Origin of the sequence: Sphingopyxis sp. (genome assembly GCF_965279725.1) — a bacterium.
Taxonomy (GTDB): domain Bacteria; phylum Pseudomonadota; class Alphaproteobacteria; order Sphingomonadales; family Sphingomonadaceae; genus Sphingopyxis.
In genome coordinates, this window is record NZ_CBDIIL010000003.1 from 1,174,784 (window position 1) to 1,199,647 (window position 24,864).

Annotated in this window: 20 protein-coding genes; 13 read left to right on the top strand and 7 right to left on the bottom strand. The window is 64.4% G+C overall.

What is annotated here, in order from left to right; all coding sequences use genetic code 11:
- Positions 1-2: 2 nt before the first annotated feature.
- Both ACQY6T_RS14625 and ACQY6T_RS14630 read right to left on the bottom strand, forming a co-directional pair.
- Positions 3-1,181, bottom strand: a complete 1,179-nt coding sequence (locus tag ACQY6T_RS14625; protein WP_428631863.1) for an efflux RND transporter periplasmic adaptor subunit — start codon at positions 1,179-1,181, stop codon at positions 3-5.
- 103 nt (positions 1,182-1,284) lie between these two features.
- Positions 1,285-2,349: a LacI family DNA-binding transcriptional regulator gene (locus ACQY6T_RS14630; RefSeq protein ID WP_428631865.1), complete on the bottom strand. Its 1,065-nt coding sequence runs from the start codon at positions 2,347-2,349 to the stop codon at positions 1,285-1,287.
- A 212-nt stretch (positions 2,350-2,561) separates the two neighbouring features.
- Here ACQY6T_RS14630 and ACQY6T_RS14635 point away from each other — a divergent pair, with 212 nt between their 5' ends.
- From ACQY6T_RS14635 to ACQY6T_RS14650, 4 genes are all read left to right on the top strand, one after another.
- Positions 2,562-3,215, top strand: coding sequence for an RpiB/LacA/LacB family sugar-phosphate isomerase (locus tag ACQY6T_RS14635; protein ID WP_428631868.1), 654 nt, complete (start codon positions 2,562-2,564; stop codon positions 3,213-3,215).
- Between the two features lies 1 nt (position 3,216).
- Positions 3,217-3,972 (top strand): 2-dehydro-3-deoxy-D-gluconate 5-dehydrogenase KduD, encoded by a 756-nt coding sequence (kduD, locus tag ACQY6T_RS14640; RefSeq protein ID WP_428631870.1) that lies wholly within the window; start codon positions 3,217-3,219, stop codon positions 3,970-3,972.
- Positions 3,973-4,090: 118 nt separating this feature from the next.
- A complete protein-coding gene (locus ACQY6T_RS14645; protein ID WP_428631872.1) occupies positions 4,091-5,104 on the top strand; it encodes a sugar kinase in 1,014 nt (337 codons plus the stop codon).
- Positions 5,091-6,614, top strand: coding sequence for a carboxylesterase/lipase family protein (locus ACQY6T_RS14650; protein ID WP_428631875.1), 1,524 nt, complete (start codon positions 5,091-5,093; stop codon positions 6,612-6,614). Before ACQY6T_RS14645 ends, ACQY6T_RS14650 begins: the two co-directional genes overlap by 14 nt.
- Before the next feature lie 102 nt (positions 6,615-6,716).
- On the opposite strand, the gene ACQY6T_RS14655 is transcribed toward ACQY6T_RS14650, so the two are convergent.
- Genes ACQY6T_RS14655 through ACQY6T_RS14665 form a run of 3 tightly spaced genes read right to left on the bottom strand, consistent with a single transcriptional unit; the run spans position 6,717 to position 9,465 of the window.
- The gene (locus ACQY6T_RS14655; RefSeq protein WP_428631878.1) at positions 6,717-7,688 is read right to left on the bottom strand and encodes an alpha/beta hydrolase; all 972 of its coding nucleotides are present in this window, start codon (positions 7,686-7,688) and stop codon (positions 6,717-6,719) included.
- A 2-nt stretch (positions 7,689-7,690) separates the two neighbouring features.
- Positions 7,691-8,089 carry a cupin domain-containing protein gene (locus tag ACQY6T_RS14660; protein ID WP_428631880.1) on the bottom strand — a complete coding sequence of 133 codons (399 nt, stop codon included), beginning with the start codon at positions 8,087-8,089 and terminating at the stop codon, positions 7,691-7,693.
- Positions 8,086-9,465: a pectate lyase family protein gene (locus ACQY6T_RS14665; RefSeq protein ID WP_428631883.1), complete on the bottom strand. Its 1,380-nt coding sequence runs from the start codon at positions 9,463-9,465 to the stop codon at positions 8,086-8,088. The genes ACQY6T_RS14660 and ACQY6T_RS14665 overlap by 4 nt, the downstream gene beginning before the upstream one ends.
- 260 nt (positions 9,466-9,725) lie before the next feature.
- Here ACQY6T_RS14665 and ACQY6T_RS14670 point away from each other — a divergent pair, with 260 nt between their 5' ends.
- Positions 9,726-12,554, top strand: coding sequence for a TonB-dependent receptor (locus tag ACQY6T_RS14670; protein ID WP_428631885.1), 2,829 nt, complete (start codon positions 9,726-9,728; stop codon positions 12,552-12,554).
- 75 nt (positions 12,555-12,629) lie between these two features.
- Positions 12,630-14,249: a family 43 glycosylhydrolase gene (locus tag ACQY6T_RS14675; RefSeq protein WP_428631886.1), complete on the top strand. Its 1,620-nt coding sequence runs from the start codon at positions 12,630-12,632 to the stop codon at positions 14,247-14,249.
- Here the strand turns inward: ACQY6T_RS14675 and ACQY6T_RS14680 are convergent.
- Positions 14,246-15,727, bottom strand: a complete 1,482-nt coding sequence (locus ACQY6T_RS14680) for a UxaA family hydrolase (RefSeq protein WP_428631888.1) — start codon at positions 15,725-15,727, stop codon at positions 14,246-14,248. The genes ACQY6T_RS14675 and ACQY6T_RS14680 overlap by 4 nt on opposite strands.
- A 183-nt stretch (positions 15,728-15,910) precedes the next feature.
- Here ACQY6T_RS14680 and ACQY6T_RS14685 point away from each other — a divergent pair, with 183 nt between their 5' ends.
- Genes ACQY6T_RS14685 through ACQY6T_RS14700 form a run of 4 tightly spaced genes read left to right on the top strand, consistent with a single transcriptional unit; the run spans position 15,911 to position 20,758 of the window.
- Positions 15,911-16,687, top strand: coding sequence for a 2-keto-4-pentenoate hydratase (locus tag ACQY6T_RS14685; RefSeq protein WP_428631891.1), 777 nt, complete (start codon positions 15,911-15,913; stop codon positions 16,685-16,687).
- Between the two features lie 20 nt (positions 16,688-16,707).
- Entirely contained in the window at positions 16,708-18,015 is a 1,308-nt protein-coding gene (locus ACQY6T_RS14690) for an MFS transporter (protein WP_428631893.1), read from the top strand.
- 5 nt (positions 18,016-18,020) lie between these two features.
- On the top strand, positions 18,021-19,433 hold the full coding sequence (gene uxaC, locus ACQY6T_RS14695) for a glucuronate isomerase (protein ID WP_428631895.1): 1,413 nt from the start codon (positions 18,021-18,023) through the stop codon (positions 19,431-19,433).
- Positions 19,430-20,758: a mannitol dehydrogenase family protein gene (locus ACQY6T_RS14700; RefSeq protein WP_428631897.1), complete on the top strand. Its 1,329-nt coding sequence runs from the start codon at positions 19,430-19,432 to the stop codon at positions 20,756-20,758. The genes uxaC and ACQY6T_RS14700 overlap by 4 nt, the downstream gene beginning before the upstream one ends.
- Before the next feature lie 85 nt (positions 20,759-20,843).
- Here ACQY6T_RS14700 and ACQY6T_RS14705 read toward each other — a convergent pair whose 3' ends face one another.
- Entirely contained in the window at positions 20,844-21,731 is an 888-nt protein-coding gene (locus tag ACQY6T_RS14705; protein ID WP_428631900.1) for a LysR family transcriptional regulator, read from the bottom strand.
- 145 nt (positions 21,732-21,876) lie between these two features.
- On the opposite strand from ACQY6T_RS14705, the gene ACQY6T_RS14710 reads away from it, so the two are divergent.
- From ACQY6T_RS14710 to ACQY6T_RS14720, 3 genes are read left to right on the top strand one after another with little or no spacing between them, the layout of a single operon-like run.
- Positions 21,877-23,316 carry an aldehyde dehydrogenase family protein gene (locus ACQY6T_RS14710; RefSeq protein WP_428631901.1) on the top strand — a complete coding sequence of 480 codons (1,440 nt, stop codon included), beginning with the start codon at positions 21,877-21,879 and terminating at the stop codon, positions 23,314-23,316.
- A 24-nt stretch (positions 23,317-23,340) separates the two neighbouring features.
- Positions 23,341-24,288 (top strand): polysaccharide deacetylase family protein, encoded by a 948-nt coding sequence (locus tag ACQY6T_RS14715; RefSeq protein WP_428631903.1) that lies wholly within the window; start codon positions 23,341-23,343, stop codon positions 24,286-24,288.
- Positions 24,289-24,335: 47 nt separating this feature from the next.
- Positions 24,336-24,860, top strand: coding sequence for a hypothetical protein (locus ACQY6T_RS14720; RefSeq protein WP_428631905.1), 525 nt, complete (start codon positions 24,336-24,338; stop codon positions 24,858-24,860).
- The last annotated feature ends 4 nt before the right edge of the window (positions 24,861-24,864 follow it).

The following is a 24,864-nucleotide window of genomic DNA, read 5'->3' on the forward strand; positions in this document are numbered from 1 at the left end:
GGCTATCGACTCGTTTCTGTCTTGGTAGCGGGCACCCCCACCCGCTGCACGCTGCTCGCCGGAACCGGCTTGATCGGTGCACCCTGTTTCAGCGTGCCGACCCCCTGCGTAATGACGCGCTCGCCGGCTTTCAGCCCGGCGGTAACGACCCAGTTGGCGCCGATGGTGCGATCGGCGGTGACCTTGCGCCGCAACGCTTTGTTGTCCTTGCCGACCAGATAGACGAAGGCCGACCCGTCGAAATCGCGCTGCACGGCTTGTTGCGGCACCAGGATTGCGGCCGGATTGATCGCCTGATCGAACAACGCGGTCACGAACATGCCGGGCAGCAGCACCCCCTTGGGATTGGGAAAGCGCGCGCGCAGCGTGACGGTACCGGTGGTTTCGCTGACCGTGATGTCGGAAAACTGGACCGTGCCGGCAAAGCCATAGGCGCTGCTGTCCTCCAGCCGCAGCCGCACCGAGGTGCTGCCCGCGGCGACGCCACCGCTATCGAGCGCCTGACGCAAGGTGGTCAGCTCGGCGCTCGACTGCTGCATGTCGACATAGATCGGGTCGGTTTGCTGGATGACAGCCAGCGGTGCCGCCTGGCTCGCGCTGACCAGCGCGCCGGGGGTGGCGAGGCTGCGGCCGATGCGGCCGCTGATTGGCGCGCTCAGCGTCGTGTAGCGCAGGTTGATCCGCGCGGTTTCCAGCGCCGCATTGTTTTGCGCCACTGCGGCGCGCGCGACGCGCGCCTCGGCCAGCGCGTCGGTATAATCCTGCTCGGCGATCGCCTGCATCTTGGCCAGCGGGGCGAAGCGTCGCACCCTTTCCTCGGTCGCCTGCGCGCTGGCGCGGGCGCTCGCAAGATTGGCCGATGCCTGATCGACGGCGGCCTGATAAAGGCTGGCATCGATCTGGTAGAGCGGCTGGCCGGCGCGCACGAAACCGCCCTCGGTAAACAGGCGGCGGCGGATCAGGCCGTTGACCTGCGGCCGCACTTCGCTGGTCTCGAACGCGACGGTGCGCCCGCCCAGCGACGTCGTAACCGGCACCGCTTCGACTTTCACGACGACATAGCCGACTGCCGCCGCGCCGCGGCCATTCTTGCTTTCGTCGGTCTGGCCCGAGCAGGCGCCGAGCGACAGGGTCGCGGCACACAGGACTCCGGCCAGCAACAGCGACCTTTTTTCCAGCATAATGATGTTTCTCGTATTCGGTTCGCCGGGGGGCGGGGAGGAATTGGCCCTATTCAACCGATTGGTTTGCCGCATGCAAGCGCAATGCGGGCGTTGCGACAAATTACGACAATTTTGTCGCGCTGACTGCCGCGACGGACTGGCGCTGGATAAAGGTCGATGCAAGGACCGCTGCCTCGTTGTCATCGGCTTTGCTGGTCAGCGGCAAAAAGTCTGGGACAAGGGTCTTGGCCGCGCGCACCCCCATTTCGCGGATCGGCCAGCGCACCGTGCTGAGTGCGGGCCAAATGTGCGTCGCGGTGGGGCTGTCGTCGAAGCCGATGATCGACAGCGCGCCGGGTACGTCGATGCGCTTGGTATGCGCAACGCTCATCACCCCGGCGGCCATTTCGTCGTTCGAACAGAAGATCGCGGTCGGCGGCGCTGACAGCGAGAGCAAGGCCTCGCCCGCCTCGACCCCGGCAGCGTAACGATAATTGCCCGGCGCATTGAACGCGGCGGGAAGGTCGAGCCCTGCTTCGGCCAGCGCTTCCATAAAGCCCTTTTCACGTTCAGCCGCCGATCGGAAGCCGACCGGGCCGCGTACGAATCCAATGCGGCGATGCCCGAGCGCGATCAGCGCACGCACCGCCTCTGCGACAACTTCGCGGTCGTTCGACGACACGCAATGCTTGGCGTCGTCGAGCGGCGCCGATCCGACGCGCACATAGCGCACGCCCAGGTCTTCGCAGAGCGCCGCGAGATCGTCGTTTTCCGAGATCGGCGGCAACAACAACGCCCCGATCGGCCGCTGTTTTTCCAGAAACGTGCGGACGTCGTCGAGCATCCGGTCCGATCCGCGGTCGACCGGACGCACGAGCAGCGCGAGGTCGCTGTCCTTGATCGCGTCGAGCACGCCTTGCTGAAAGTTGAGCACGGTCTGGGCATTGGGGTTGTCGTGGAGCAGCGCGATCAGGAAATTGCGCCGGAATGCCAGCGCGCGGGCCTGCGGGTTCGGGACGAAGCCGAGCGTCTCAATCGCCTGTTCGACGGCTTTGCGCGTCTTTTCGGTCAGAAATTCCGAACGGTTGATCACTCGGCTGACGGTCTTTTTCGAAACCCCGGCGAGCGCGGCGACGTCGTTGATTGTCGGCTGCTTGCCCCCCGCACCCTTTTTTTGTGCCGTCATATGCGCTTCATCCTTTGCGGGTTCCGGCTGTGCTGTCCCGCCATTCGCCCGTCGTGATGGGCGCTCGCCGCCTTGAAATCAACCGCGACAATTGCCGTCTGGCGAAAACTGATACCGGTGTCCAGATTGCTTCCCGTCGGTCAACGGCGCTATTATTGACACCGGTTACCAAAATGTCTAGCATGTCGCAAAACCAGCAAAGGAACCGGATCATGAAGATCGCGCTGATTACCGAGAACAGCCAAGCCGCCAAGAACAGCATTATCCACGAAGCGCTGACCACGGTCGCCGAACCGCTGGGCCATGAAGTTTTCAATTACGGAATGTATTCGGCAGACGACACTGCGTCGCTGACCTATGTCATGAACGGCCTGCTGGCCGGCATCCTGCTCAACAGCAAGGCCGCCGATTTCGTGGTCACGGGTTGCGGCACGGGCATGGGCTCGATGCTCGCCTGCAACGCGATGCCGGGCGTTTTCTGCGGTCTGGTGATCGACCCGACCGATGCGTTTCTGTTCGGCCAGATCAATGACGGCAATGCCATGTCGATGCCCTATGCCAAGGGCTTCGGCTGGGCGGCTGAACTCAACCTTCAGGATGTCTATCGCAAGCTGTTCGATGGCGAGCGCGGTCTGGGTTATCCCAAGGAGCGCGCCGAAATCATGCGGACGAACCGCGGCATCCTGAAAGATCTCAAGGCTGCCTCGTGCCACGACATGCTGACGGTGCTGAAGACCATCGATCAGGATCTGCTGCGTGCGGCGATCGCGGGCGAGAAATTCGCCGAGTATTTCTACGCCAATTCGCAGGACGACGCGATCAGCGACTATCTGAAGAGCGTGTCGGCGGAGCGGGCGCTCGCCTGACATGGCCGCGCTGTTTGATCTGTCGGGCCAGGTCGCGCTGGTCACCGGCGCCAACACCGGCATCGGCCAGGGAATCGCGCTCGCGCTCGCCGAAGCCGGGGCGGATATTGCCGCCGCGGGGCGTTCGGCGGCGAACGAGACGGTCGGCAAGGTGCGTGGACTTGGCCGGAAGGGCAAAAATTTTGCCGCCGACCTGTCGAGCGTCGGCGCGGTGCAGCCACTTGTCGATGCGGTGCTCGCCGAATTCGGGCGCATCGACATATTGGTCAACAATGCCGGAATCATCCGCCGCGCCGACGCGGTCGATTTCACCGAGGAAGATTGGGACGCGGTGATGGACACCAATCTGAAGACTTTGTTCTTCCTCTGCCAGGCGGCGGGAAAGCATATGATCGCGCGCGGTTCGGGCAAGATCATCAACATCGCTTCGATGCTGACCTTTCAGGGCGGCATCCGGGTGCCAAGCTATACCGCGTCGAAATCCGGCGTCGGCGGGCTGACCAAGCTGCTAGCCAACGAATGGGCGGCGAAGGGCATTCAGGTCAACGCGATCGCGCCTGGCTATATTGCGACGAACAACACCGCCGCGCTGCAAGGCGACCAGGTGCGCAATCGCCAGATCATGGATCGCATCCCGGCGGGGCGCTGGGGCGATCCCAGCGACATCGGCGGTGCGGCGGTATTCCTGGCGTCGCGTGCGTCGGACTATGTCCAAGGCCACATCCTCGCCGTCGACGGCGGCTGGCTGGCGCGGTAGCAACAACCCAAGACCGTTCGTGCTGAGCTTGTCGAAGCACCGTCCTGTCTTCTAGAGTTCAAAGAAAAAACAGCCTTTCCCCCGGATCAGTTCCGGGACCAGGGCGAACGGAGTAGGGATGGCGCAAGGCAAGCTAGTCTTTTTCGGCGAATTGCTGATCCGCCTGACCGCGCCGGGCAACGAGCTGCTGATGCAGTCGCCCTCGCTGGCGCTCCATGTCGGCGGCGCCGAAGTGAATGTCGCGATCGGGCTCGCGTATCTCGGCCATGATTGCGCGATGGTCAGTACAATCCCACCGAATGCTCTGGGTAGCGGAGCCGTGGCGGCGGTGCGCGGCGCAGGCGTTGATTGCACTGCCGTCACCACCGGCCCCGGCCGCATGGGGCTCTATTTCCTCAGCGTCGGCGCGGGACTACGCTCGTCCGAAATCGTCTATGACCGCGCGGGGTCGAGCTTCGCGGCGACCGGTACCGACGACTATGATTTTGAAGCACTGCTTAGCGGTGCCCGCTTGCTCCACCTGTCGGGGATCACCCCCGCGCTCGGGCCGCGTTCGGCCGAAGCGGCGCTCGCCGCGGCGCGCGCGGCGAAACGTCTCGGCGTGCCGGTCAGCTTCGACGGCAATTACCGCGCGATGCTGTGGGAGGCTTGGGATAGCAATCCGCGCGCCATCCTGTCCGAACTCATCGGCCTGACCGACATATTGTTCGGCAACCACCGCGATCTGTCGCTGGTGCTGGGCCAGGAATTCAGCGGCGAAGGCGCGGATCGCCGCCGTGAGGCGGCAGAGGCGGGTTTTGCCCACTTCCCTGACCTCCAACTGATCGCTTCGACCGCGCGCCACACGGTCACCGCCGACCACCACCGCATCGCGGCGCGCGTCGATCTGCGCGGCGGCGGGCACCAGACCGACGAGATCGACGTCACCGGCATCGTCGATCGCATCGGCGCAGGCGATGCCTTTGCCGCCGGGGTGCTCCACGCGCATCTTGCGGGCGGCGATGCGCAGGCCATGGCGCAAAGTGGCCTGGCGCTCACCGCGCTCAAACATTCGCTGCCCGGCGATGCGAGCCGCTTCGGGCAGGCCGATATCGACGCCTTCCACGGCGGCGGGCTCGATGTCCGGCGATAGGCTGACGCGGCGGCGCGTGCTGGCGGCCGGCGCGGCGTCGCTACTTGCGCCAATCGCCGCGAAGGCCGAGATTTTTACGCCGATTCATCATGTTGGCGGGGTCGAGGCCCGGGACGGCTTCTATCGATCAGGTACGCGGCGAAGCATTGGCGATGGGTCGGCGTGGGCCTTTACCGGGATCCGCTACGCCCGTGCCGCGCGCTTTGCGGCGCCGGTCGCGGTGACCAGCGCCGAGCAGCTGAACGGCGACGCCTTCGGTCCGGCCTGTCCGCAGAGCGGCGACCGCTATCAGCCGCAATCAGAGGATTGCCATTTTCTCAACGTTTGGACGCCCGACATCGAGAAACAGCGCAAGCGCCCGGTGATGGTCTATTTCCACGGCGGCGCTTATTCGACTGGCAGTGTGACCGATCCGATCAACGACGGCACGGCGCTCGCCGCACGCGGTGATGTGGTTGTCGTCACCGTCAACCACCGGCTGAACGCGCTCGGCTATCTCTATCTCGCGCGGCTCGATCCGCGCTTTCCCGACAGCGGCAATGCCGGACAGCTCGACCTGATCGCCGCGCTGATATGGGTCCAGCGCAATATCGCGGCGTTCGGCGGCGATCCTGCCAACGTCACCGTGTTCGGCCAGTCGGGCGGCGGCGCCAAGATCGCGACCTTGATGGCGATGCCCGCCGCGAAAGGTTTGTTCCACAAGGCGATTACGATGAGCGGGCAGCAGGTCACTGCTTCTGGGCCGCTCAACGCGACGAGGCGCGCGCAGGCTTTCCTCGCGAAGCTGGGCGACGGCATCGATCCCGCGACCGCGCCGGTCGAGCAACTTGTTGCGGCGCTGGCGGCGACCGATCCGATCCTCGGCGGCGGGGTGTATATGGGGCCGGTGCTCGACATGCGACATCTGACGCGCCACCCCTTCTGGCCCGACGCGGCGCCGCAATCGAACGGCATCCCGATGATGCTCGGCAACACGGTGCTGGAAACGCGCGCCTTTTACGCGCCCGAGGGCAAGCAGCTCGCGGGGCTGAGCTTCGACAATCTTGCCGCCCGGATCGCGCCGGAAATGCGCATCGATGCGCATCCCGAATGGGTCGTGGATCAGTTCCGCGCCCGTTATCCAACGGCCGCGCCGCTCGATCTGTTCCACCGCATCGTCACCGCCGCGCGCAGCTGGCGTGGGCAGGTCGAGGAGGCGGAGGCGCGCGCGCGGGCGGGTGCTCCGGCGTTCGTCTATCAGCTCGATTTCGCGGATGCCAAGCACGCCGACGATATCGGGCTCAGCTTTGGCACCATCCCCGATCCGACCCCCGCGCAGCAGGCGATGAGCGATAGGGTTATGGACGCGTTCGTCCGCTTCGCGCGCACCGGCAATCCGGGGTGGCCCGCCTATGATCTGATGCAGCGGCAAACGATGGTGTTCGATACAAACAGCCGGGTCGTGAACGATCCGCGCCAATGGGAACGCGAGCTGTTCGCGCGGGTGCCGTATATCCAGCCGGGTAGCTAGGGCATCTTCTTACATTGTCGTCATCCCGGCGAAGGCTGGGATCTCACCGGTGCGTCAGGCCGTGAGGTCAAGAACCCGGCCTTCGCCGGGATGACGGTCTGGTCAGACGATCCCGTGCGCGCCGAGCCAGTTCCACAGCAATTCAGGCCAGATCGCGACGGGCAGCCCCGCCGTTTTCATCAAGCCGAAACCATGCTCGCCGCGCTCGAAAAAATGCGCTTCGCACGGCGCCCCGACGTCGCGCGTGGCTTCGCGCAGCCGGATGCTGTTGTCGATCTTCACGACTCTGTCGTCCTCGGCGTGAAGCAGCCACAGCGGCGGCTGGTCGGGGCGGACATTGCGTTCGGGTGAGTAAAGCTTTTCGCGCGCCGCGTCGGGGTTGGCACCGATCAGCTTCTCACGGCTGACAGCATGGGCGATCGCCGGGTCCATAGAGACCACGGGATAAATGGCGGCGAGCGCGTCGGGCCGCGCTGATAACGTATCGGCCGGATCGACCGACGCATAAACTCTGGCATCGAAGCGCGTGAGCAGGCTTGTCGCGACCTGCCCGCCCGCCGAAAAGCCGCCAAAGGCAACGCGTGTGGGATCAATGCCGTCGATCTTCGCCCTGCTGCGCACCAGCCGCACTGCGCGCTGCGCATCGGCTAGCGGGACATCGGACCCGTTCGTCCAGCCGTCGCCGGGCAGGCGATAGAAAAGCACGTAAACGGTGACGCCGCGGTCCTTCAGCCAGCGCGCCAGTTCATAGCCCTCCTTGTCGATCACGACGTAACGATAGCCACCGCCAGGGGCGAGGATCACCGCGGCGCCATTGGGCTTGGCTGGACGGAAAATGTCGAGGCGCGGGCGGGTGATGCCTTGCAGCATGCGGTCGCTCGCGTCCGGATCATCGCTGCGCTGCACCACCTGTTCGACGAGACCAGACGGCGGCTTGACATGGCCGTCGGGCCACAGCGCAACGCTGGCGTCGGGGGTCAGGCCGGCGGGGCGCGTCCACGCCGCCTGTACCGCTCCGCTCGCGAACGGCAGCGCGAGACTAGCGGTCAGCAGCGCGCGGCGGCCCAGCGCCACCGCTAATCCGCCGCCTTGTTCGGATAGGCGATGATCAGCACCAGTGGTGCAGCGCCGGTCTGGCGGATGCCAACCTTGGCGCCGCTGTAGAGCCACGCCGCCATTCCCGCCTTCAGCTCTTTCTCCGTGCCGTCCGAATGGACGATGCCGGTTCCCGAAAGCACATAATAGATTTCGTCATGATCGATCGGATGGACGCCGATCGCGGCACCGACGTGCAACGCGCGCTTGCGGAACTCGAAGCTGCGCGGCGCCGGAACGTTGTCGCTGATCCGGTAGGCGGTCGACATCCCGATCGCGCCGTGCGGCGGCGCTTCTTCGCGCACCGTATCGGCCTCGTCGATGACGACCATCGCGGGGGCCGCCGCACCCGCGAGCAGCGCGGCGAGCCAAGTGTTCATTTCACACCGCCCCGCGAATCGAGGTCGCGCGCCGACAGATGCTCTTGGGGCATCGGCGCCGTCTGGGCGGGATAGAGCCCCGAACGCGGCTCCATCGTCGCCAGGTCCCAGTCGGCCTCGGCAAAGGGCGCGCGAACGGGCGGACCGGACTTCGGATAACCGCTGACTTCCTTCTCGTCGTCGATCACGTCGCCGCGCCCTTCGGCGACGAAGAACAGCACGCGAATCTCCTCCGCATCGCGCGCCCAAGGCCGAGCGCCCGCGGTCGCGAGCACCGACGTCTCGACATCGCGCACCGGCAGGATATTGTATCCGGCGAGCGGCGCCAGCGGCGCCTTGGCGCGGATCAGCTGCGCGCGCGTTTCGCCGTATCGACCGAATTCGGGGAGCGGCTGACCGTGGCGATCGACGAACAGATTGTCCTTGCCATAATATTCGAGATCGCCGTCACCGCCGAGCATCAGAAAGGGCAGGTCGGAATCGGTGTCATTGCCGCCGCGCATCGCATTGCCGACCGCGGTGATCTGGCCCGTAACGTAGGCGTGGCCGACCCATTCGAGGTTCATCAGGTTGTAATGCACCGCGCGGTGCTGCGGGTTATAGATCAGATTGTTGATCATCAGCGCCTGCGCGCCGCCTTTGATCAGCGGGTTCCGCTCGACATTATGCGCCCAGACGTTGCGGTAGAAAACGATCCCGGTCGCATTGTCGTGGATCAGCGACCCCTTGCTATGTTCGCCCTTGGGGTGGCTCGCATCGGCGAGCCCTTCGGCGGCCAGATTGTTCGAAAAGGTGACGTTCCGGCTCGTCCCCTCGCGCCATTCGGCGACGGTCTTGCCGGTGAAGCGTGGACCGGAGGCGGACATGTTTTCGTCGAGCGCCCACAGAAAGGTGCAATGATCGACGATGACATTGTGCGCGGCGACGGTCGAAAAGGCATCGGCCTCCCACCCGCTGCGCTTGGGTTGGCCGTCGACCCCGGTATAGACGCGCAGGTGGCGCATCACGACATCGTGGGTCTTGACGTCGATCCCGGTGCGGATGAGCGTGATCCCCGGTCCCGGCGCGGTTTGGCCCGCAATCGTCAGAAAGGGATGTTTGATCTCGATCGTCTTGCGCCCCATGTCGATCACCCCGCCGACCTCGAACACAATGATGCGCGGCCCCGGGGTTTCGATCGCTGCTTTCAGTGATCCTGGTCCGTCGGGCGACAGCGTGGTGACGCGGAGAATCTGGCCGCCGCGTCCGCCAACGGTATGGGCGGCGGGACCGACTGCGCCGGGGAATGCCAGCTGTGCCGTATCCGCCGCGAATGCGGGGCTCGCAGGTAGTGCAAGCGCCAGAAAAAGCGCAGCAAACCAAGTCTTTTTGAGCATCCCGTCTCTCCGTATCTTTGGGGTATTGACACGACTGTTCCAATCCCTCTATCTTCCTGACACCGGTTACCCCAATCGGTCAACGAGAAAATATTCCAAGGGAGAAGGGATTGGGCAGCCAGTCGCAGCAGCGACGGCGCCATTATCGCTCTCAAAAAAATTTCTGGCCAGGCGATCGCGCCGATTTTTCTGGTCTCGCAAAGTAACCGGTGTCATTTCTTGCGCAATCAGGAATGATGGCCGATCAAGGGAGGATGATAATGGCTATTCATGCAACGCGGGGCTTTGGCATTTTGACCAAATTGGTGTGCGGTGCTTCGCTTGCCGCGCTGGCGGTGTCGCCGACTTACGCGCAGGATACCGCGCCAGCCGCTGACGACACGGTCGCGCCCGAAGACGAGATCGTCGTCACCGGTTTCCGCGCCTCGCTCGACAAGGCTCTCGACGTCAAGCGCGAGTCGGTCGCCGCGGTCGATGCGATCGTCGCCGAGGATATTGCCAAATTTCCCGACCAGAACCTCGCCGAATCGCTCCAGCGCATTCCCGGCATCACCATCCAGCGCGACGGCGGCGAGGGTCGCGGCATTACGGTGCGCGGCCTCGGCTCGCAATTCACCCGCGTCCGCGTCAACGGGCTCGAGACCGTCGCCACATCGACCGACGGAGCGTCGGCGAACCGCGACCGCGCCTTCGACTTCAACGTCTTTGCCTCCGAACTGTTCAGCTCGATCGTCGTCCACAAGACCGCGTCGGCGGAACTCGACGAAGGCTCGCTCGGCGCAGTCGTCGATCTCAACACCGGCAATCCGCTCGCGGGCAAGAGCGGCTTTACCGCCGTGCTGTCGGCGCAGGCCAGCTATAACGACCTGTCCGAAAAGGCAGGCCCGCGCGTTGCCGGGCTGCTGAGCTGGGTCAACGACGCCGGCACACTTGGCTTTGCCTTGTCGGCTGCCTATTCAGACCAGAAGACTCTCGAGCTGGGCAACAACAGCGTCCGCTGGGCGCAGGCGCGCTTTGACTCGGTCGATGGCACGCCATGCTGGACGACCGCCAACGCCGGCGGCACCTATGTGCCAAGCACCGCATGCAACGAAGTCTCGCTCGCGTTCCACCCGCGCATTCCGCGCTACGGCGAGATCGCGCATGACAAGAAACGCCTCGGCGTCACCGGATCGATCCAGTTTGCGCCGACCGACGCGACCAAAATCTCGCTCGACGGGCTTTATTCGAGCTTCAAGCATCAGCGCCGCGAGCGCTGGGCCGAAGTGCTGCTGCGCAGCAACGAGCGCTCGATCAACGTCAGTGATTACACGATCGACGGCGATAACAATCTGATCTCGGCGACACTCGACGATGCGTGGGTCCGCACCGAACATTATCTGCGCAAAGCAAAGACCGAATTTTATCAGTTCGGCGCGACTTGGGACCAGGATGTCAGCGACAGCTTCCGCTTTACGCTGCTCGGCGGTATGTCGAAATCGACGGCGTCGATCCCGCTCGAAACGACGATCGTTTTCGACGATCGCGACGCGCAGGATTACAGCTACGATTATAGCAATATGGCGCGCCCGGTGCTGACATTCGGGACCAGTGTCACCAATCCGGCGAATTTCCAGCTTGCCGAAATCCGCGACCGCCCGTCCGAGGTCGAGAACAAATTCCGCACCGCCCAGCTGCGCACCGAATGGGACGTCGCCGACGGCTTCACGGTCAAGGCGGGCGGCGTCTATCGCCGGTTCGATTTTTCCAGCATTGCTTTCACGCGTGATACCGTTGTGTGCGGCAACGGCGGCGTCGACCGTGTCCTCGGCACGCTCGCCTGCTCGCCGAGCTCGGCGTTCGGGCCAGCGGCGGTCTATGGTTTTCCGGTCACGTCGGGCCTTGCCGACTTGTTCACGCTTGGAAAAGCCGGCCAGCCGGCGGGTACGACGACCGAGTGGCTGGTTGCCAACCTCGACGCGACGACGGACTTCACCAAGCTTTACGACCGCGTCGCGGCGGTCGATGCCGGTAACAACCGCGCTGTGCGCGAAGAGGTGACCGGCGGTTATCTGCAGTTCGACGCGAAGGGCGAGCTCGGCGGCCTGCGCTACGCGCTCAACGCCGGCGTTCGCTATGTTCACACCGACCAGACGTCGAGCGGGCTGAACAGCGGTGCGGCGGTCACCGTCGAGCGAAGCTATGATGACTGGTTGCCGTCGATGAACCTCGCGCTGTTCCCGCACGACGATATCATCATCCGCGCCGCGGTGGCCGATGTGATGACGCGCCCGACGCTCGGCAACCTGACGCCGGGCGGGTCGGTCGATGGCTTCAACTACCGGATCAACTACGGCAACCCGTTCCTCGATCCGTTCCGCGCGACGTCCTACGATCTGGCGTTCGAATGGTATTTTGCACCCCAGTCGATCTTCTCGGTCGCCTTGTTCAAAAAGGATATCGCGAGCTTCCCGGTCGCGACGACGAGCAGCGGCACCTTCGCCTCGACCGGTCTGCCGCTGTCGGTCATCCCGCCGAGCAGCCCTGGCGCGATCAACCCCGAAGGCCAATTGTGGACGATCACCTCGATCGGCAATGGCGCAGGCGCGAAGTTGAAAGGTGTCGAAATTTCATTGCAGGCGCCGTTCACCTTCCTGCCCGGTTTCCTGTCGAACTTCGGCGGTCTTGCCAACGCGACCTTCGTCGACTCCGATGCCGATTATACGGTGGCGGGGCCGTCGGTGGTCCCGGGCGGCGCCAACGTCTCGGCAGTTCGCAACGGCACGCTCTTCAACCTGTCGAAACGCGCCTACAACGGCACGCTCTATTATGACGACGGCAAGTTCAGCGCCCGCGCCTCGATCAGCTATCGCAGCCGTTACGCCGACGCCAACAGCGGCACCGGCAATGTGTTCGAAGGCTATGGCTCGACGATCAACGTCGATGCGTCGATGCGCTATGCGATCACCGACAATATCGAATTGTCGGTCGAGGGCATCAACCTGACCGACGAATATCGCTATCGCTTCACCGATATCGATGCCGACCGCAATTACGAGAACAACCATTTCGGCCGCACCTTCCTGGTGGGTGCGCGCGTCAAGATTTGACGCACATAGGATAGTCCCGGTGAGGCCCGGTCTTCGCTTGCGGGGGCCGGGTCTTTCTTTTTCGAGGAATGCAAAATGACCGATCGCCGCGACATGCTGAAACTGACCGGGACAGGTCTGGCTGGCGCAATAATCGGCGGGTTTGGGCTGCCGGGGGGGGCAAGGGCGCAGCCGCAGCCGGCTCCCGCGCCGACGTCCGCTGCACCGGCTTGGGCCAAGGGCTTCGACGGTCAGCGCAAGGCCGACCTCGGCGACGGGCGCTTCCTCAATCCGATCATGGCCGGCGACCATCCCGATCCGTCGATCCTGAAGGATGGCGCCGACTATTATATGACCTTTTCGACCTTTGACTCCTATCCGGGGCTGGTCATCTGGCATTCGCGCGATCTGGTGAACTGGCGGCCGATTGGTCCTGCACTGACCCGCAATATCGGGTCGGTGTGGGCGCCGGAACTGTGCAAGCATGGCGGGCGCTACTTTCTCTACATTCCGACCAAGGGTCCGAACACGAGCTGGGCGATCTGGGCCGACAAGATCGAGGGGCCGTGGAGCGACCCGGTCGACCTCAACCTCCCCAACCATATCGATCCCGGCCATGCGGTGGGGGAGGACGGGTCGCGCTGGCTATTTCTGTCGGGCGGCGACCGGGTGCGGCTATCCAACGATGGTCTCAGCCGGGTTGGCGAGCCGGAGCATATCTATGATCCGTGGCGCTACCCGTCCGACTGGGTCGTCGAGGGATTCGCACCCGAAGGCCCGAAGATCACGCGCCACGGCGGCTATTATTACATGATCACCGCGGTCGGCGGCACTGCGGGGCCGCCGACCGGCCATATGGTCATCGCGGCGCGATCGCAGTCGATCCACGGACCGTGGGAAAACTGCCCCGCGAACCCGCTCGTCCGCACCACCTCGGCGGCCGAAAAATGGTGGTCGCGCGGCCATGCGACTTTGGTCGAGGGACCGGCGGGCGACTGGTGGAGCGTCTATCACGGGTTCGAGAATGGCTATTGGACCCTCGGCCGTCAGGCACTGCTCGATCCGATCGAGTGGACCGACGACGGCTGGTTCCGAATGACCGGCGGCGACCTCTCGCAGCCGATCGCCAAACCGAAGGGCGGCGTGGCGGGGCCGCACGGCATGGCGCTGTCGGACGATTTTGCGACGCTGGCGCTTGGTGCGAAATGGAATTTCTTCCGCCCCGCTGCTGACGAGCGCGACCGGGCGCGGGTCGAAAACGGCGCGCTGGTGCTGAAAGCGCGCGGCAAGGCGCCGGTCGATTCCTCGCCGCTGCTGCTGATCGCGGGCGATCAGGCGTATCGGTTCGAATGCGATATCGAAGTTGCCCCCGGCGGGACTGCGGGGCTGATCCTCTTTTACGACGACCGGCTCTATTGCGGGCTTGGCTTCGACGGCGAGCGTTTCGTCACCCACCAATATGGCATCGAACGCGCCCGCCCCGCCAACCCGCATGGCAGAAGCATGCGGATACGCGTCACCAACGACCGCCATATCATCACCTATGATACCAGCGGCGATGGCGGGAAAACGTGGGTCAGGTTCGACCGCGGCATGGAAGTGTCGGGATATCACCACAATGTCCGCGGCGGATTCCTGATGCTGCGCCCGGGACTCTATTCGGCGGGCGCGGGCGAGGCGCGGTTCACGAACTTCATCTTCCGCGCACTCGACTAAAGCGTCACGCCCGATTTCCATATCGCGATGTCGCGTTCTTCGTTGGCCTCGGCTTTGGTAAGGCGGCCCGACGCGGTGGCGATAATCAGGTCGAGCAGTGCGTCGGACGCCGCTTCGAAGCCGTCGCCGATCACTGTCCCGGCATCGAAATCGATCCACCCTGACTTGCGCGCGGCAAGCTCGCTGTTCGAGGCGATCTTCAGCGTCGGCGCCGGAAAGCCTAACGGTGTGCCGCGGCCGGTCGTGAACAGGATGACCGTTGCGCCCGCGGCGGTCAGCGCGGTCGACGAGACCGCGTCATTGCCCGGTGCCTCGAGCAGGGTGAGCCCGGGCAGCGTGGCTTCGCCGCCATAAAGCTGGACATCGACCAGCGGAACCTGCCCGCCCTTCTGCACCGCGCCGAGCGATTTTTCCTCCAGCGTCGTGATCCCACCCGCAATGTTGCCCGGCGAAGGGTTCTCGCTCACCGGCTCGCCGTTACGCGTGAAATAGGCTTTGAAATCCTGCACCAGCTGGGCCGTCCGGTCGAACACATCGCGCGACATCGCGCGGTCCATCAACACCCGTTCGGCGCCGAAAATTTCTGGAATTTCCGTGAGGATGACCTTGCCGTCCGCCGCTGCGACCGCATCGGCCATCCGGCCAACCAGCGGGTTGGCGGTCAATCCCGACAGCCCGTCCGATCCGCCGCATTTGACCCCGAGCACGAGCTGCGACAGCGGGGCGGAGGTGCGCGGCATATCGGCGCAGCCATCGACGAGTTCGTCGATCAGCGTCAGACAGGCGGCTTCGTCATCCTCGACCGCTTGGGCAGACAGGGTGCGGATATTCGCGCGGCGGTCGGCGGGTATGCGTTCCAGCAGCGCGCCGAGCTGGTTGCTCTCGCACCCCAGCCCGACGATCAGCACGCCACCGGCATTGGGATGCTGCGCGAGCGCCGCGAGCAGCCCGCGCGTATGGCCAAGATCGTCGCCAAGCTGCGAACAGCCGAACGGATGTTTGAACGCATGGATGCCATCGACGCGCCCCGCATGGCGCGCGCCCGCGATCCGCGCGACGCGCGCCGCCAAGTTGCCGACGCAGCCGACGGTGGGCAGGATCCAGATTTCGTTGCGCGTGCCGACGCGCCCGTCGGCGCGGGCATAGCCCATGAAGTGGTGCTGGCGCTGCTTGGGAGGCAGGACGGCGAGGGGCGGCGTATAGACATAATCGTCGCTGCCGGTCAGCGCGGTCGCCAGATTGTGGCTATGGACATGCGCGCCCGCGGCAATGTCAGCGGTCGCGATGCCGATCGGAAAGCCATATTTGATCACGTTGTCGCCGCGCGCGATCGGGGCGAGTGCCACTTTGTGGCCGCGTCCGATCGCCTCGGTCACGGTCAGATGCATCGCGCCGATGGCCAGAGGGCTGTCTGCCGTCAGGTCGGCAAGCGCGGTGGCGACGTTGTCGGCCGCGTGGATATGTAGGGCACCCGTCATTTGCCGTCTTTCGCGGTTGTTTGTTGCGTCATAATTCCCGCACCTTCTGCGCCGTCGTCCGGGAGACCTGCGCGCGGCTGGTCCACCGCCAAAAACCGTCGATTGTTCACAGTTGCCAGCTATTCGCTTGCTTTTGACACCGGTGTCTCTTAGATCGTTTCGCGGAAGAGGGAAATCACAAAGATGCTGGCAACCCCTGAACAAGAAAACATCGCCCGCGCTTTTCTGGCGGCTCGCGCCGAAAAGACACCGCTTACCTTGTATCCTGGCGCGATGCCTCAGACGATGGCCGATGCCTATGCGATTCAGGGTGCGGCGATCGGCTTCGACGGCCGGCATGTCGGTGGCTGGAAGGTCGGACGAATCGCCCCCGATCTGGTCGCGCATTATGGCAGCGATCGCATCGCCGGACCGATTTTTGCCGACGAGATCACGGTCGATGGTGCGGCCATGCCAATCTATGCCGACGGCTTTGCCGCGGCCGAAGCAGAAGTGCTGCTGTGTCTGGGCGATGTCGGCCTCGGCGACCATGATATCGAATCGGTCCGCGACTGTATCACAGAGGTGCGTACCGGGATCGAGATCGCGAGTTCCCCCTTTCCCGACATCAACCGTCATGGCCCCGCGGTCACCGCGTCAGACTATGGCAACAACAAGGGGCTGGTGCTCGGACCGCCGATTGCGGATTGGCGCGACCGCGACCTGATCACCATGCCGGTCGAAATGACGATCGACGGCACGCCGGTCGGTGCCGCGACAATGGAAACGATGCTCGACGGCCCGTTCGGATCGGCGCTGTTCCTGATCCGCACCCTGCGCGCGCGCGGCATCGTCATCGCACCCGGCACCTGGGTGTCGGCGGGCGCAATCACCGGGGTGCATGAAATTGCGGTGGGCCAACGCGCCGAAGCGCTGTTCGACGGAAAAATCCGCGTCGGCTGCTCGATTACCGGCTATTAAAACCATAACGGGAGAGAATGATGGCACAGGCATTCGCGAGCGGAGGTGCGGCGCCGCCGGTGCCCAGGGCCGGGCGGTACCGCTGGCTAATCATCGGACTGTTGTTTGCCGCAACGACGGTCAACTACATCGACCGCACGATGCTGGGCCTGCTCGCCCCCGTGCTTGGCGACGAGCTTGGCTGGAGCGAAAATGATTATGGCAACATCGTCACCGCCTTTCAGGCCGCCTATGCGCTAGGTTTCCTGCTCATGGGCTGGCTGATCGACCGCTTCGGTCCCAAGATCGGTTACAGCATCGCCATTACCATCTGGACCATCGGCCATATCGCCCACGGTTTTGCCGGCTCGGTCGTCTCGTTCATGGCGGCGCGCGTCATCCTGGGGGTTGGCGAAGCGGGGCATTTCCCGTCGGTGGTCCGCGCCAGCAGCGAATGGTTCCCGCAAAAGGAACGCTCCTACGCGATCGGCTGGGTCAACAGCGCGACGACGATCGGCGTCATCCTGACCGCCCCGACCATCGCGCTATTCATGCGCTATTTCGGTTTCGACTGGCGTCAGACCTTCATCTACACCGGCGCTTTCGGCGTCGTCTTGCTGGTGCTCTGGCTCTGGCTTTACAGCAACCCGCGCGAGAGCGGGAAGGTCAGCGAGGCAGAACTGGCGTGGATCGAACATGATCCGCCCGAACAGGTCGAGCGCCTCGGCTGGTCGAAAATCGTCACCAAGCGCGAAGCCTGGGCTTTCGCGGTCGGCAAGTTCCTGACCGATCCCGTCTGGTTCCTGATGCTGTTCTGGCTGCCCAAATATTTCAGCTCGACCTATGACGTCGACCTCAAGATCGTGCTGCTGCCGATGATCATCATGTATCTGCTGTCGGACGTCGGCAGCATCGTCGGCGGCTGGACATCGTCGAAGCTGATCCAGACCGGGCACAGCGTCAATTTCGCACGCAAGGTCACGATGCTGGGCGCGGGGTGCTGCGTCCTGCCGCTGCTGTTCGTGACCGGAATCGACAATATGTGGCTCGCGGTGGTGTTGATCGGCATCGCGCTGGCGGGGCATCAGGCCTTTTCGTCGACGATCCTGTCGATCCCGCCCGACATGTTCCCCAAACGCGCGGTCGGGTCGGTGATCGGGCTCGGCGGGTTCATGGGCGGCATCGGCGGCATGATCATGGCGAAATCGACCGGCCTCGTGCTCGACGCGACCGGCGGCAATTACACGATCATCTTTGCGGTCTGCACGACGACCTATTTCCTCGCGGTGCTGGCGATCCATCTGCTCAGCCCGAAACTGGCGCCGGTGCGGGTCGAAAGCGAGGCTTGACCCAGATGACCCGCCCGCTGATCCTGCACCCCGACCGCCTGTTCCCGTCCGATCCGAGACAGCGGGATATAGCGCGGCGGCTCTATGCCGAGGTGGCGGAGCTGCCGATCATCAGCCCGCACGGGCATACCGACCCCAGTTGGTTTGCGGGCAACGCGCCGTTCGGAAACGCCGCCGAGCTGCTGCTGCATCCCGACCATTATGTGTTCCGGATGCTCTATTCACAGGGCATCCCGCTCGACGCGCTCGGCATCCGCAATCCGGATGCCGACCCGCGTGAGAGCTGGCGCTTGTTCGCGCAAAACTATCACCTCTTCCGCGGCACCCCGTCGCGGATGTGGATGGACTGGGTGTTCGCCGAAGCGTTCGGGATCGATGTGCAGTTCGAGGCGGCGACGGCGGACCTCTATTACGACCGCATCACCGCGGCGCTGGCGACCGACGCCTTTCGTCCGCGCGCGTTGTTCGACCGATTCGGGATCGAAGTGATCGCAACGACCGAAAGCCCGCTCGATACGCTCGACCATCATGCTGTCGTCCGCGCTGCCCATGCCAGCGGCGAATGGGGCGGGCGGGTGATCACGGCCTATCGGCCCGATCCGGTGGTCGATCCCGAATTCGAAGGCTTCTACGCCAATCTCGCGCGCTTCTCCGACCTGTCGGGTGAAGATGCGTACAGCTACGCCGGCTATCTTGCCGCGCACCGCAACCGCCGCGCTTTCTTCGCCAGCATGGGCGCGACCTCGACCGATCATGGCCACCCCACCGCCGCGACAGCGGACTTGACCAAGGTCGAAGCCGAAACGCTGTTCGCCCGCGTCACGCGCGGCGAGGTCAGCGCCGCCGATGCCGAACGCTTCCGCGCGCATATGCTGACCGTCATGGCGGGGATGAGCCTCGACGATGGGCTGGTGATGCAGATCCACCCCGGCGCTTCCCGCAACCACAACCGCTGGCTGTTCGACCATTATGGGCGCGACAAGGGCGCCGATATTCCTACCGAGACCGACTATGTCCACGCGCTGCGCCCCCTGCTCGGCAAATATGGCAATGAAGCCAGGCTGACGATCATCCTCTTCACGCTCGATGAGACCAGCTATGCGCGTGAACTCGCGCCGCTCGCGGGCCATTATCCGGCGCTGAAACTCGGCCCCGCCTGGTGGTTCCACGACAGTCCCGAGGGGATGCGACGCTTCCGCAACCAGACGACCGAGACCGCAGGCTTTTACAATACGGTGGGTTTCAATGACGACACCCGCGCGTTTCTGTCGATCCCGGCACGCCACGACGTCGCGCGGCGGATCGATTGCGGTTTCCTCGCGCAGCTTGTCGTCGAGCACCGACTTGAGGAATGGGAAGCCGCCGAACTCGCGGCCGACCTCAGCTACAATCTCGCCAAGGCGGCCTACAAGTTGTGAGGCTGGGTCCCGACACGCCGCTTCCCTTGTCGGTGCGGCAACCACATTATGATCGTTCGGTGCAGGCGGCGGGGATCGTCCATATCGGGATCGGCGCGTTTCACCGCGCGCATCAGGCGGTTTACACCGATGATGCAATGGGCGCGGGCGACCGCGACTGGGGCATCATCGGCGTATCGCTACGCTCGGGCGATGTCGCGGCGCAACTGAACCCTCAGCAGGGGCTGTACACCGTCAGCACCCGCAGCGCTGCAGAGACCGAACTTCGGCTGATCGGCGCAGTGCAGAAGGTGCTGGCCGCGCCTGAAAATCCGCAGGCCGTGATCAATGCCATCGCCGCGCCAACGACGCATATTGTCAGCTTTACGGTGACCGAGAAAGGCTATCTGCGCCGCCCCGACGGATCGCTCGACCTTGCCGCCGCGACTGGACGATCCAGCCTCTATCGCTTCGTCGCCGCGGGACTGGCGGCGCGCAAGGCGGCGGGCGTAGGCGGGCTGACGCTGCTCAGCTGCGACAATCTGGCGGCCAATGGCGCGGTGCTCGGCGGGCTGATGCGCGAATATCTTGCCGCCGCGCTGCCCGATCTTGTGGACTGGTTTGACCGCGAGTGCCGGTCGCCGGCGACCATGATCGACCGCATCGTCCCCGCGACAACCGATGGAGATCGGACGGCGGTAGAGGCAATATTGGCCGCGCGCGACGATGGCGCGGTGGTGACCGAAGGCTTCAGCCAATGGGTGATCGAGGATGATTTTGCCGGCCCGCGCCCGCGCTGGGAAGCGGTGGGGGCAGAGCTGGTCGCCGACGTCGCGCCCTATGAAACCGCCAAGCTGCGGATGCTCAACGGCGCGCATTCGGCGCTCGCTTATATCGGCCTTGAGCGCGGGCATGAATTTGTCCATCGGGTGATCGCCGATCCCGTGGTCCGCCCGGTGATCGAGACACTGATGCGGGACGAAGCCGCGCCGACGATCACCGCGGCGCCGGGGCAGGATTTGTCAGCCTATGCCGATGCGTTGCTCGCGCGCTTCGGCAATCCGGCGCTGCATCATCGGCTGCTCCAGATCGCGATGGACGGCAGCCAGAAGATTCCGCAGCGCTGGCTCGAAACGCTGGCGTGGCACCAGGCGCGGGGGCAGCATTGCCCTTCGCTCGAAGCGGCGGTGGCGGCGTGGATCGCTTTCCTGCGCAGCGATCACCCGATCGACGACCCGCTCGCGGACCAGCTGCGCGAAGCGGCGGCGGGGCCGGATGCGATCGAAAAGCTGTTCGGCGTTGGCGGTTTGATCGCGTCGGAGTGGCGACCGGAGCTGGCTACCTAAATCCGTCATTGCGATCGTAGCGAAGCAATCCAGAGTGTGCATAAATCGCTCTGGATTGCTTCGCTTCGCTCGCAATGACGAGGGTTTAATCCGGCAACAACAGCCCCCGACTCTCGCGCACCTCGGCATCGAGCCAGTCGATGAACGCGCGGATGCGCGGCTGCGGCGCGACGTCGCGGTGGAGCGCCAGCCAGAAACTGCGCCCGATGACCTGATCGGGCCGCACCCGCACCAGCGCCGGATCGCCCGCCGCCAGGAAACAGGGGAGGATGCCGACGCCGGCGCCGCCGGCGATCATCCGCCGCTGCGCCAGGATCGATGACGACCGAACCGCCGCGCGCAGGCCGGGTTCGATCTCGCCCAGATAATCGAGTTCGGGGGCGTAGAGAATGTCGGGCACATAGCCGATCACCGGAATGTCCGCCCGCGACAGCGGCAGCGCGGTGGCGGCGGCTTGCCAGTCGGGGCGGTCGGCGGGCGCGTAGAGGCCAAGGCTATAGTCCGACAGCTTGCGGGTGATCAACGGACCCTTGCGCGGCCGCGCCAGCAAAACCGCCATATCCGCCTCGCGCCGCGAGGGGTTGAGGAACCCCGATGAGGCGACCAGGTCGATCTCAATTTGGGGATGTGCGGCGGTGAAGGCCGCCAGCCGCGGCGCGATGAAACTGTTGCCGAACCCCTCGGACACGCTGATCCGCAATTGCCCGGACAGCGCCGATCCGCCGCTTTCGGCCGCATGGATACGCGCCGCCGCCGTCGCCATCGCTTCGGCATGGGGGACAAGGGCGCGGCCGGCCGCAGTCAGGACGAACCCGCCCGGCGCGCGTTCGAACAGGGTCTGCTGTAACGCGCTTTCCAGACTACCGATCCGCCGGCTGACCGTCGTGGCGTCGACTTTCAACACCCGCGCGGCGCGCGAGAGGGTGCCCTGTCGCGCCACGGTCAGGAAGATTTGCAGGTTATCCCAGTCCATGGCCTGCAAATATGCAGTTACAGGCTGCATGTCCATTGGTTGCGCGCTGAGCCGTTGAAGGACTATGATAAAGGTAACGCACCCTCGGTTCTCGATGCTTTCGAGTCTTGATGATGGAGTGCGCACGGTTTTTGGAGTGGATCATATGGCTCAGGCAAATACCCTCGAACGTCCGCAGGACGACAGCGTCGCCGCAAGCGAAGCCGCAGAAGTCGCGGCGCTCGTCGCCCGATCGCGCGCTGCACAGGCGCAGATCGAAAACTATAGCCAGGAACAGGTCGATGCCCTGATCCGCGCTATGGTCTGGGCGGTCGCCAAGCCGGGCGTTGCCGAAATGATCGCACAGCACACCGTCGATGAAACCCAGCTCGGCAATTACGACGGCAAATATCTCAAAATTTTCCGCAAGACGCGCGCGACGCTGATGGACATCATCGACGACAAGTCGGTCGGCGTGATCGAAGAGGACAAGGCGCGCAACATCGTCAAGATCGCGAAGCCGGTCGGCGTCATCGGCGCGCTGTCGCCGTCGACCAATCCCGAAGCGACCCCGGTGATCAAGGCGATTTCCGCGGTCAAGGGCCGCAACTCGATCATCGTCGCGCCGCATCCGCGCGCCAAGCTGACCAACAAGCTGATCTGCGACCTGATGCGCGAGGCGATCGTCAAGATGGGCGCGCCCGCCGATCTGGTGCTCAGCATCGACACGCCGTCGGTCAACAAGACCAACGAGCTGATGATACAGTGCGACCGCGTCCTCGCCACCGGCGGCGGTGCGATGGTCACCGCGGCTTATTCGAGCGGCACTCCGGCGCTCGGCGTCGGGGTGGGCAATGCGGTGATCACTGTCGACGAAACCGCCGACCTTGACGATGCGGCCGAGAAAATCCGGATGTCGAAGACGCTCGACTTGGCGGCATCCTGCTCGTCGGACAACAGCGTGATCCTCGTTGATGCGATTTACGACGCGATGCTCGCCAAGTTGATCGAAAAAGGCGGTTTTGTCTTGGACGATGCGGCGAAGGCAAAGTTTCAGAGCGTGCTGTGGACCGACGGTCATATCAACGCCAAGGTGGTGGCGCAGCCGCCGCAGTTCATAGCCGATTTCGCGGGCTTCGACATTCCCGAAGGCACGCAATTCTTCATCATCCCCGAAACCGGTCATGGCCCTGACCATCCCTTTTCGGGTGAGAAGATGACCGTCGCGATGGCGCTCTATCGCGCCAAGGACATCGACGAAGCGATCAAGCTGACCAACGATATCCAGTCCTATCAGGGACAGGGGCATAGCTGCGGCATCTATTCGCAGTCCGACGCCAATATCATGAAGCTGGCCAATGCGACGCGCACCAGCCGGGTGATGGTCAACCAGCCGCAATCGGCGTCGAACAGCGGGAATTTGTGGAACGGCATGCGCCAGACCTTCTCCCTGGGCTGCGGCAGCTGGGGCGGCAACGGGACGAACAACAACATCACCTGGCGCGACCTGATCAACGAGACCTGGGTATCAAAGCCGCTGGCGACGCCGAAGACGCTGCCGAGCGACGAGATACTGTTCGGCGACGTGATGGCGCGGTTGGCGTAGAGTGAGCGACCGGAAGGTCGGTCGATGAGATCCGCGCTGCGGCGCCTGCTCCTGCCTTTGCTGATCCTCTTGCTGTTGCCGGTTCCGGCGGCAGCGCAGAAGATGATCGCGCTGTCGTTCGACGACGCCCCGCGCAGGGCGGGCGCCTTCTTCACGCCCGACGAGCGCACGCAGCGTATCATCGCCGAACTGAAAGAAGCGAAGGCGCCGCAAGCGGTCTTCTTCGTCAATCCAACCGCGATCGGGCATGGCGACGGCGTCGGCGGCGCGGAGCGCATTGCTGCCTATGTCGCCGCTGGCCATGTCATCGCGAACCACAGCAACAGCCACCCGCGCCTCAGTACAACCGACACCACGGCCTATCTCGCCGACATCGACGCAGCAGAGGCGTGGCTCAACGGGCGTCCCGGCTATCGCCCGTGGTTCCGCTTTCCGTTTCTGGACGAGGGCGGCAAGGACAAGGCAAAGCGCGATGCGCTCCGCCAAGGCCTTGCCGCGCGCGGCCTGCGCAACGGTTATGTCACTGCCGAATCGTCGGACTGGCATCTCGAAAACCTGACGCGCGACGCCGTGCAAGCTGGGAAGACCGTCGACCGCAAGGCGCTCGGCGCCCTTTATGTGACCTGGCATGTCGAGGCCGCCGACTTCGCCGATGCGATGATGAAACAGGTGACCGGACGCCAGCCGGTGCAGGTGCTGCTCCTCCACGAAACCGATCTGGCGGCGCTGTACATCGGCGATCTCGTCCGCGCGCTGCGCAAGGCCGGCTGGACCGTGGTCACCGCCGATCAGGCATATGCCGACCCGATCGGCAAAGAAATGCCCGACACCCCGTCAGCAAACGGCACGTTGACCGAGGCACTGGCTTGGGCCGCGGGCGCCCCTGCGCCGCGCTGGTATCGCTATAACCAGACCGACCTGGCGACCGCCATGTTTCGCACGAAAGTGCTCGGCGAAGGCGAGGCCGAATGAAACCCGCGCGCCGCACCGGGCATTTCTCCTGTCGAAGGAGATTGTCGATGACCCGCCTGATGCTTCCCACCGCCTTGTTGCTGCTCAGCGCGTGCAGCGGCGGCGAGGACAAGTCGCAGTCCGAAGACACGGCAGCGATCTCGCCGCTGCAAAAGACCGAGCGCGCTGCGCCGCCTGAGACGACGGTCGATGCGGATATGCCGCAAGCGGCCGACGAGTCACCGCCGAAACCCGAAGCCGAAACGGTTGGCGACGGCACGGCGATCCCGCCCACAATCCGGGGCCGTTGGGCGCTCGACGCCGCCGATTGCCCCAAAAAACCTGGCACCGATCTGACGGCGCTGACAATCGACGCGGCCAATTTGCGGTTCCACGAATCGCACGGCGAACTCGCGCGGGTGCGCGAACGTGACGCCAGCCGGATCGTCGCCGATTTCAAGTTCAGCGGCGAAGGCATGGAATGGGAGCGCCAGATGATCCTCGACGCGCAGGATGGCGGCAAGACGCTGATCCGCCGCGACTATGGCGAGGGTGCCGCCGCCGGTCCAATGCGCTATACGCGCTGCACCTGATAGT

Coding starts and splice junctions, on each gene's coding strand:
- ACQY6T_RS14625 (WP_428631863.1), bottom strand. CDS start 1,181: ATGCTGGAAAAAAGGTCGCTGTTGCTGGCCGGAGTCCTGTGTGCCGCG.
- ACQY6T_RS14630 (WP_428631865.1), bottom strand. CDS start 2,349: ATGACGGCACAAAAAAAGGGTGCGGGGGGCAAGCAGCCGACAATCAAC.
- ACQY6T_RS14635 (WP_428631868.1), top strand. CDS start 2,562: ATGAAGATCGCGCTGATTACCGAGAACAGCCAAGCCGCCAAGAACAGC.
- kduD (WP_428631870.1), top strand. CDS start 3,217: ATGGCCGCGCTGTTTGATCTGTCGGGCCAGGTCGCGCTGGTCACCGGC.
- ACQY6T_RS14645 (WP_428631872.1), top strand. CDS start 4,091: ATGGCGCAAGGCAAGCTAGTCTTTTTCGGCGAATTGCTGATCCGCCTG.
- ACQY6T_RS14650 (WP_428631875.1), top strand. CDS start 5,091: ATGTCCGGCGATAGGCTGACGCGGCGGCGCGTGCTGGCGGCCGGCGCG.
- ACQY6T_RS14660 (WP_428631880.1), bottom strand. CDS start 8,089: ATGAACACTTGGCTCGCCGCGCTGCTCGCGGGTGCGGCGGCCCCCGCG.
- ACQY6T_RS14665 (WP_428631883.1), bottom strand. CDS start 9,465: ATGCTCAAAAAGACTTGGTTTGCTGCGCTTTTTCTGGCGCTTGCACTA.
- ACQY6T_RS14670 (WP_428631885.1), top strand. CDS start 9,726: ATGGCTATTCATGCAACGCGGGGCTTTGGCATTTTGACCAAATTGGTG.
- ACQY6T_RS14675 (WP_428631886.1), top strand. CDS start 12,630: ATGACCGATCGCCGCGACATGCTGAAACTGACCGGGACAGGTCTGGCT.
- ACQY6T_RS14680 (WP_428631888.1), bottom strand. CDS start 15,727: ATGACGGGTGCCCTACATATCCACGCGGCCGACAACGTCGCCACCGCG.
- ACQY6T_RS14685 (WP_428631891.1), top strand. CDS start 15,911: ATGCTGGCAACCCCTGAACAAGAAAACATCGCCCGCGCTTTTCTGGCG.
- ACQY6T_RS14690 (WP_428631893.1), top strand. CDS start 16,708: ATGGCACAGGCATTCGCGAGCGGAGGTGCGGCGCCGCCGGTGCCCAGG.
- uxaC (WP_428631895.1), top strand. CDS start 18,021: ATGACCCGCCCGCTGATCCTGCACCCCGACCGCCTGTTCCCGTCCGAT.
- ACQY6T_RS14705 (WP_428631900.1), bottom strand. CDS start 21,731: ATGGACTGGGATAACCTGCAAATCTTCCTGACCGTGGCGCGACAGGGC.
- ACQY6T_RS14710 (WP_428631901.1), top strand. CDS start 21,877: ATGGCTCAGGCAAATACCCTCGAACGTCCGCAGGACGACAGCGTCGCC.
- ACQY6T_RS14715 (WP_428631903.1), top strand. CDS start 23,341: ATGAGATCCGCGCTGCGGCGCCTGCTCCTGCCTTTGCTGATCCTCTTG.
- ACQY6T_RS14720 (WP_428631905.1), top strand. CDS start 24,336: ATGACCCGCCTGATGCTTCCCACCGCCTTGTTGCTGCTCAGCGCGTGC.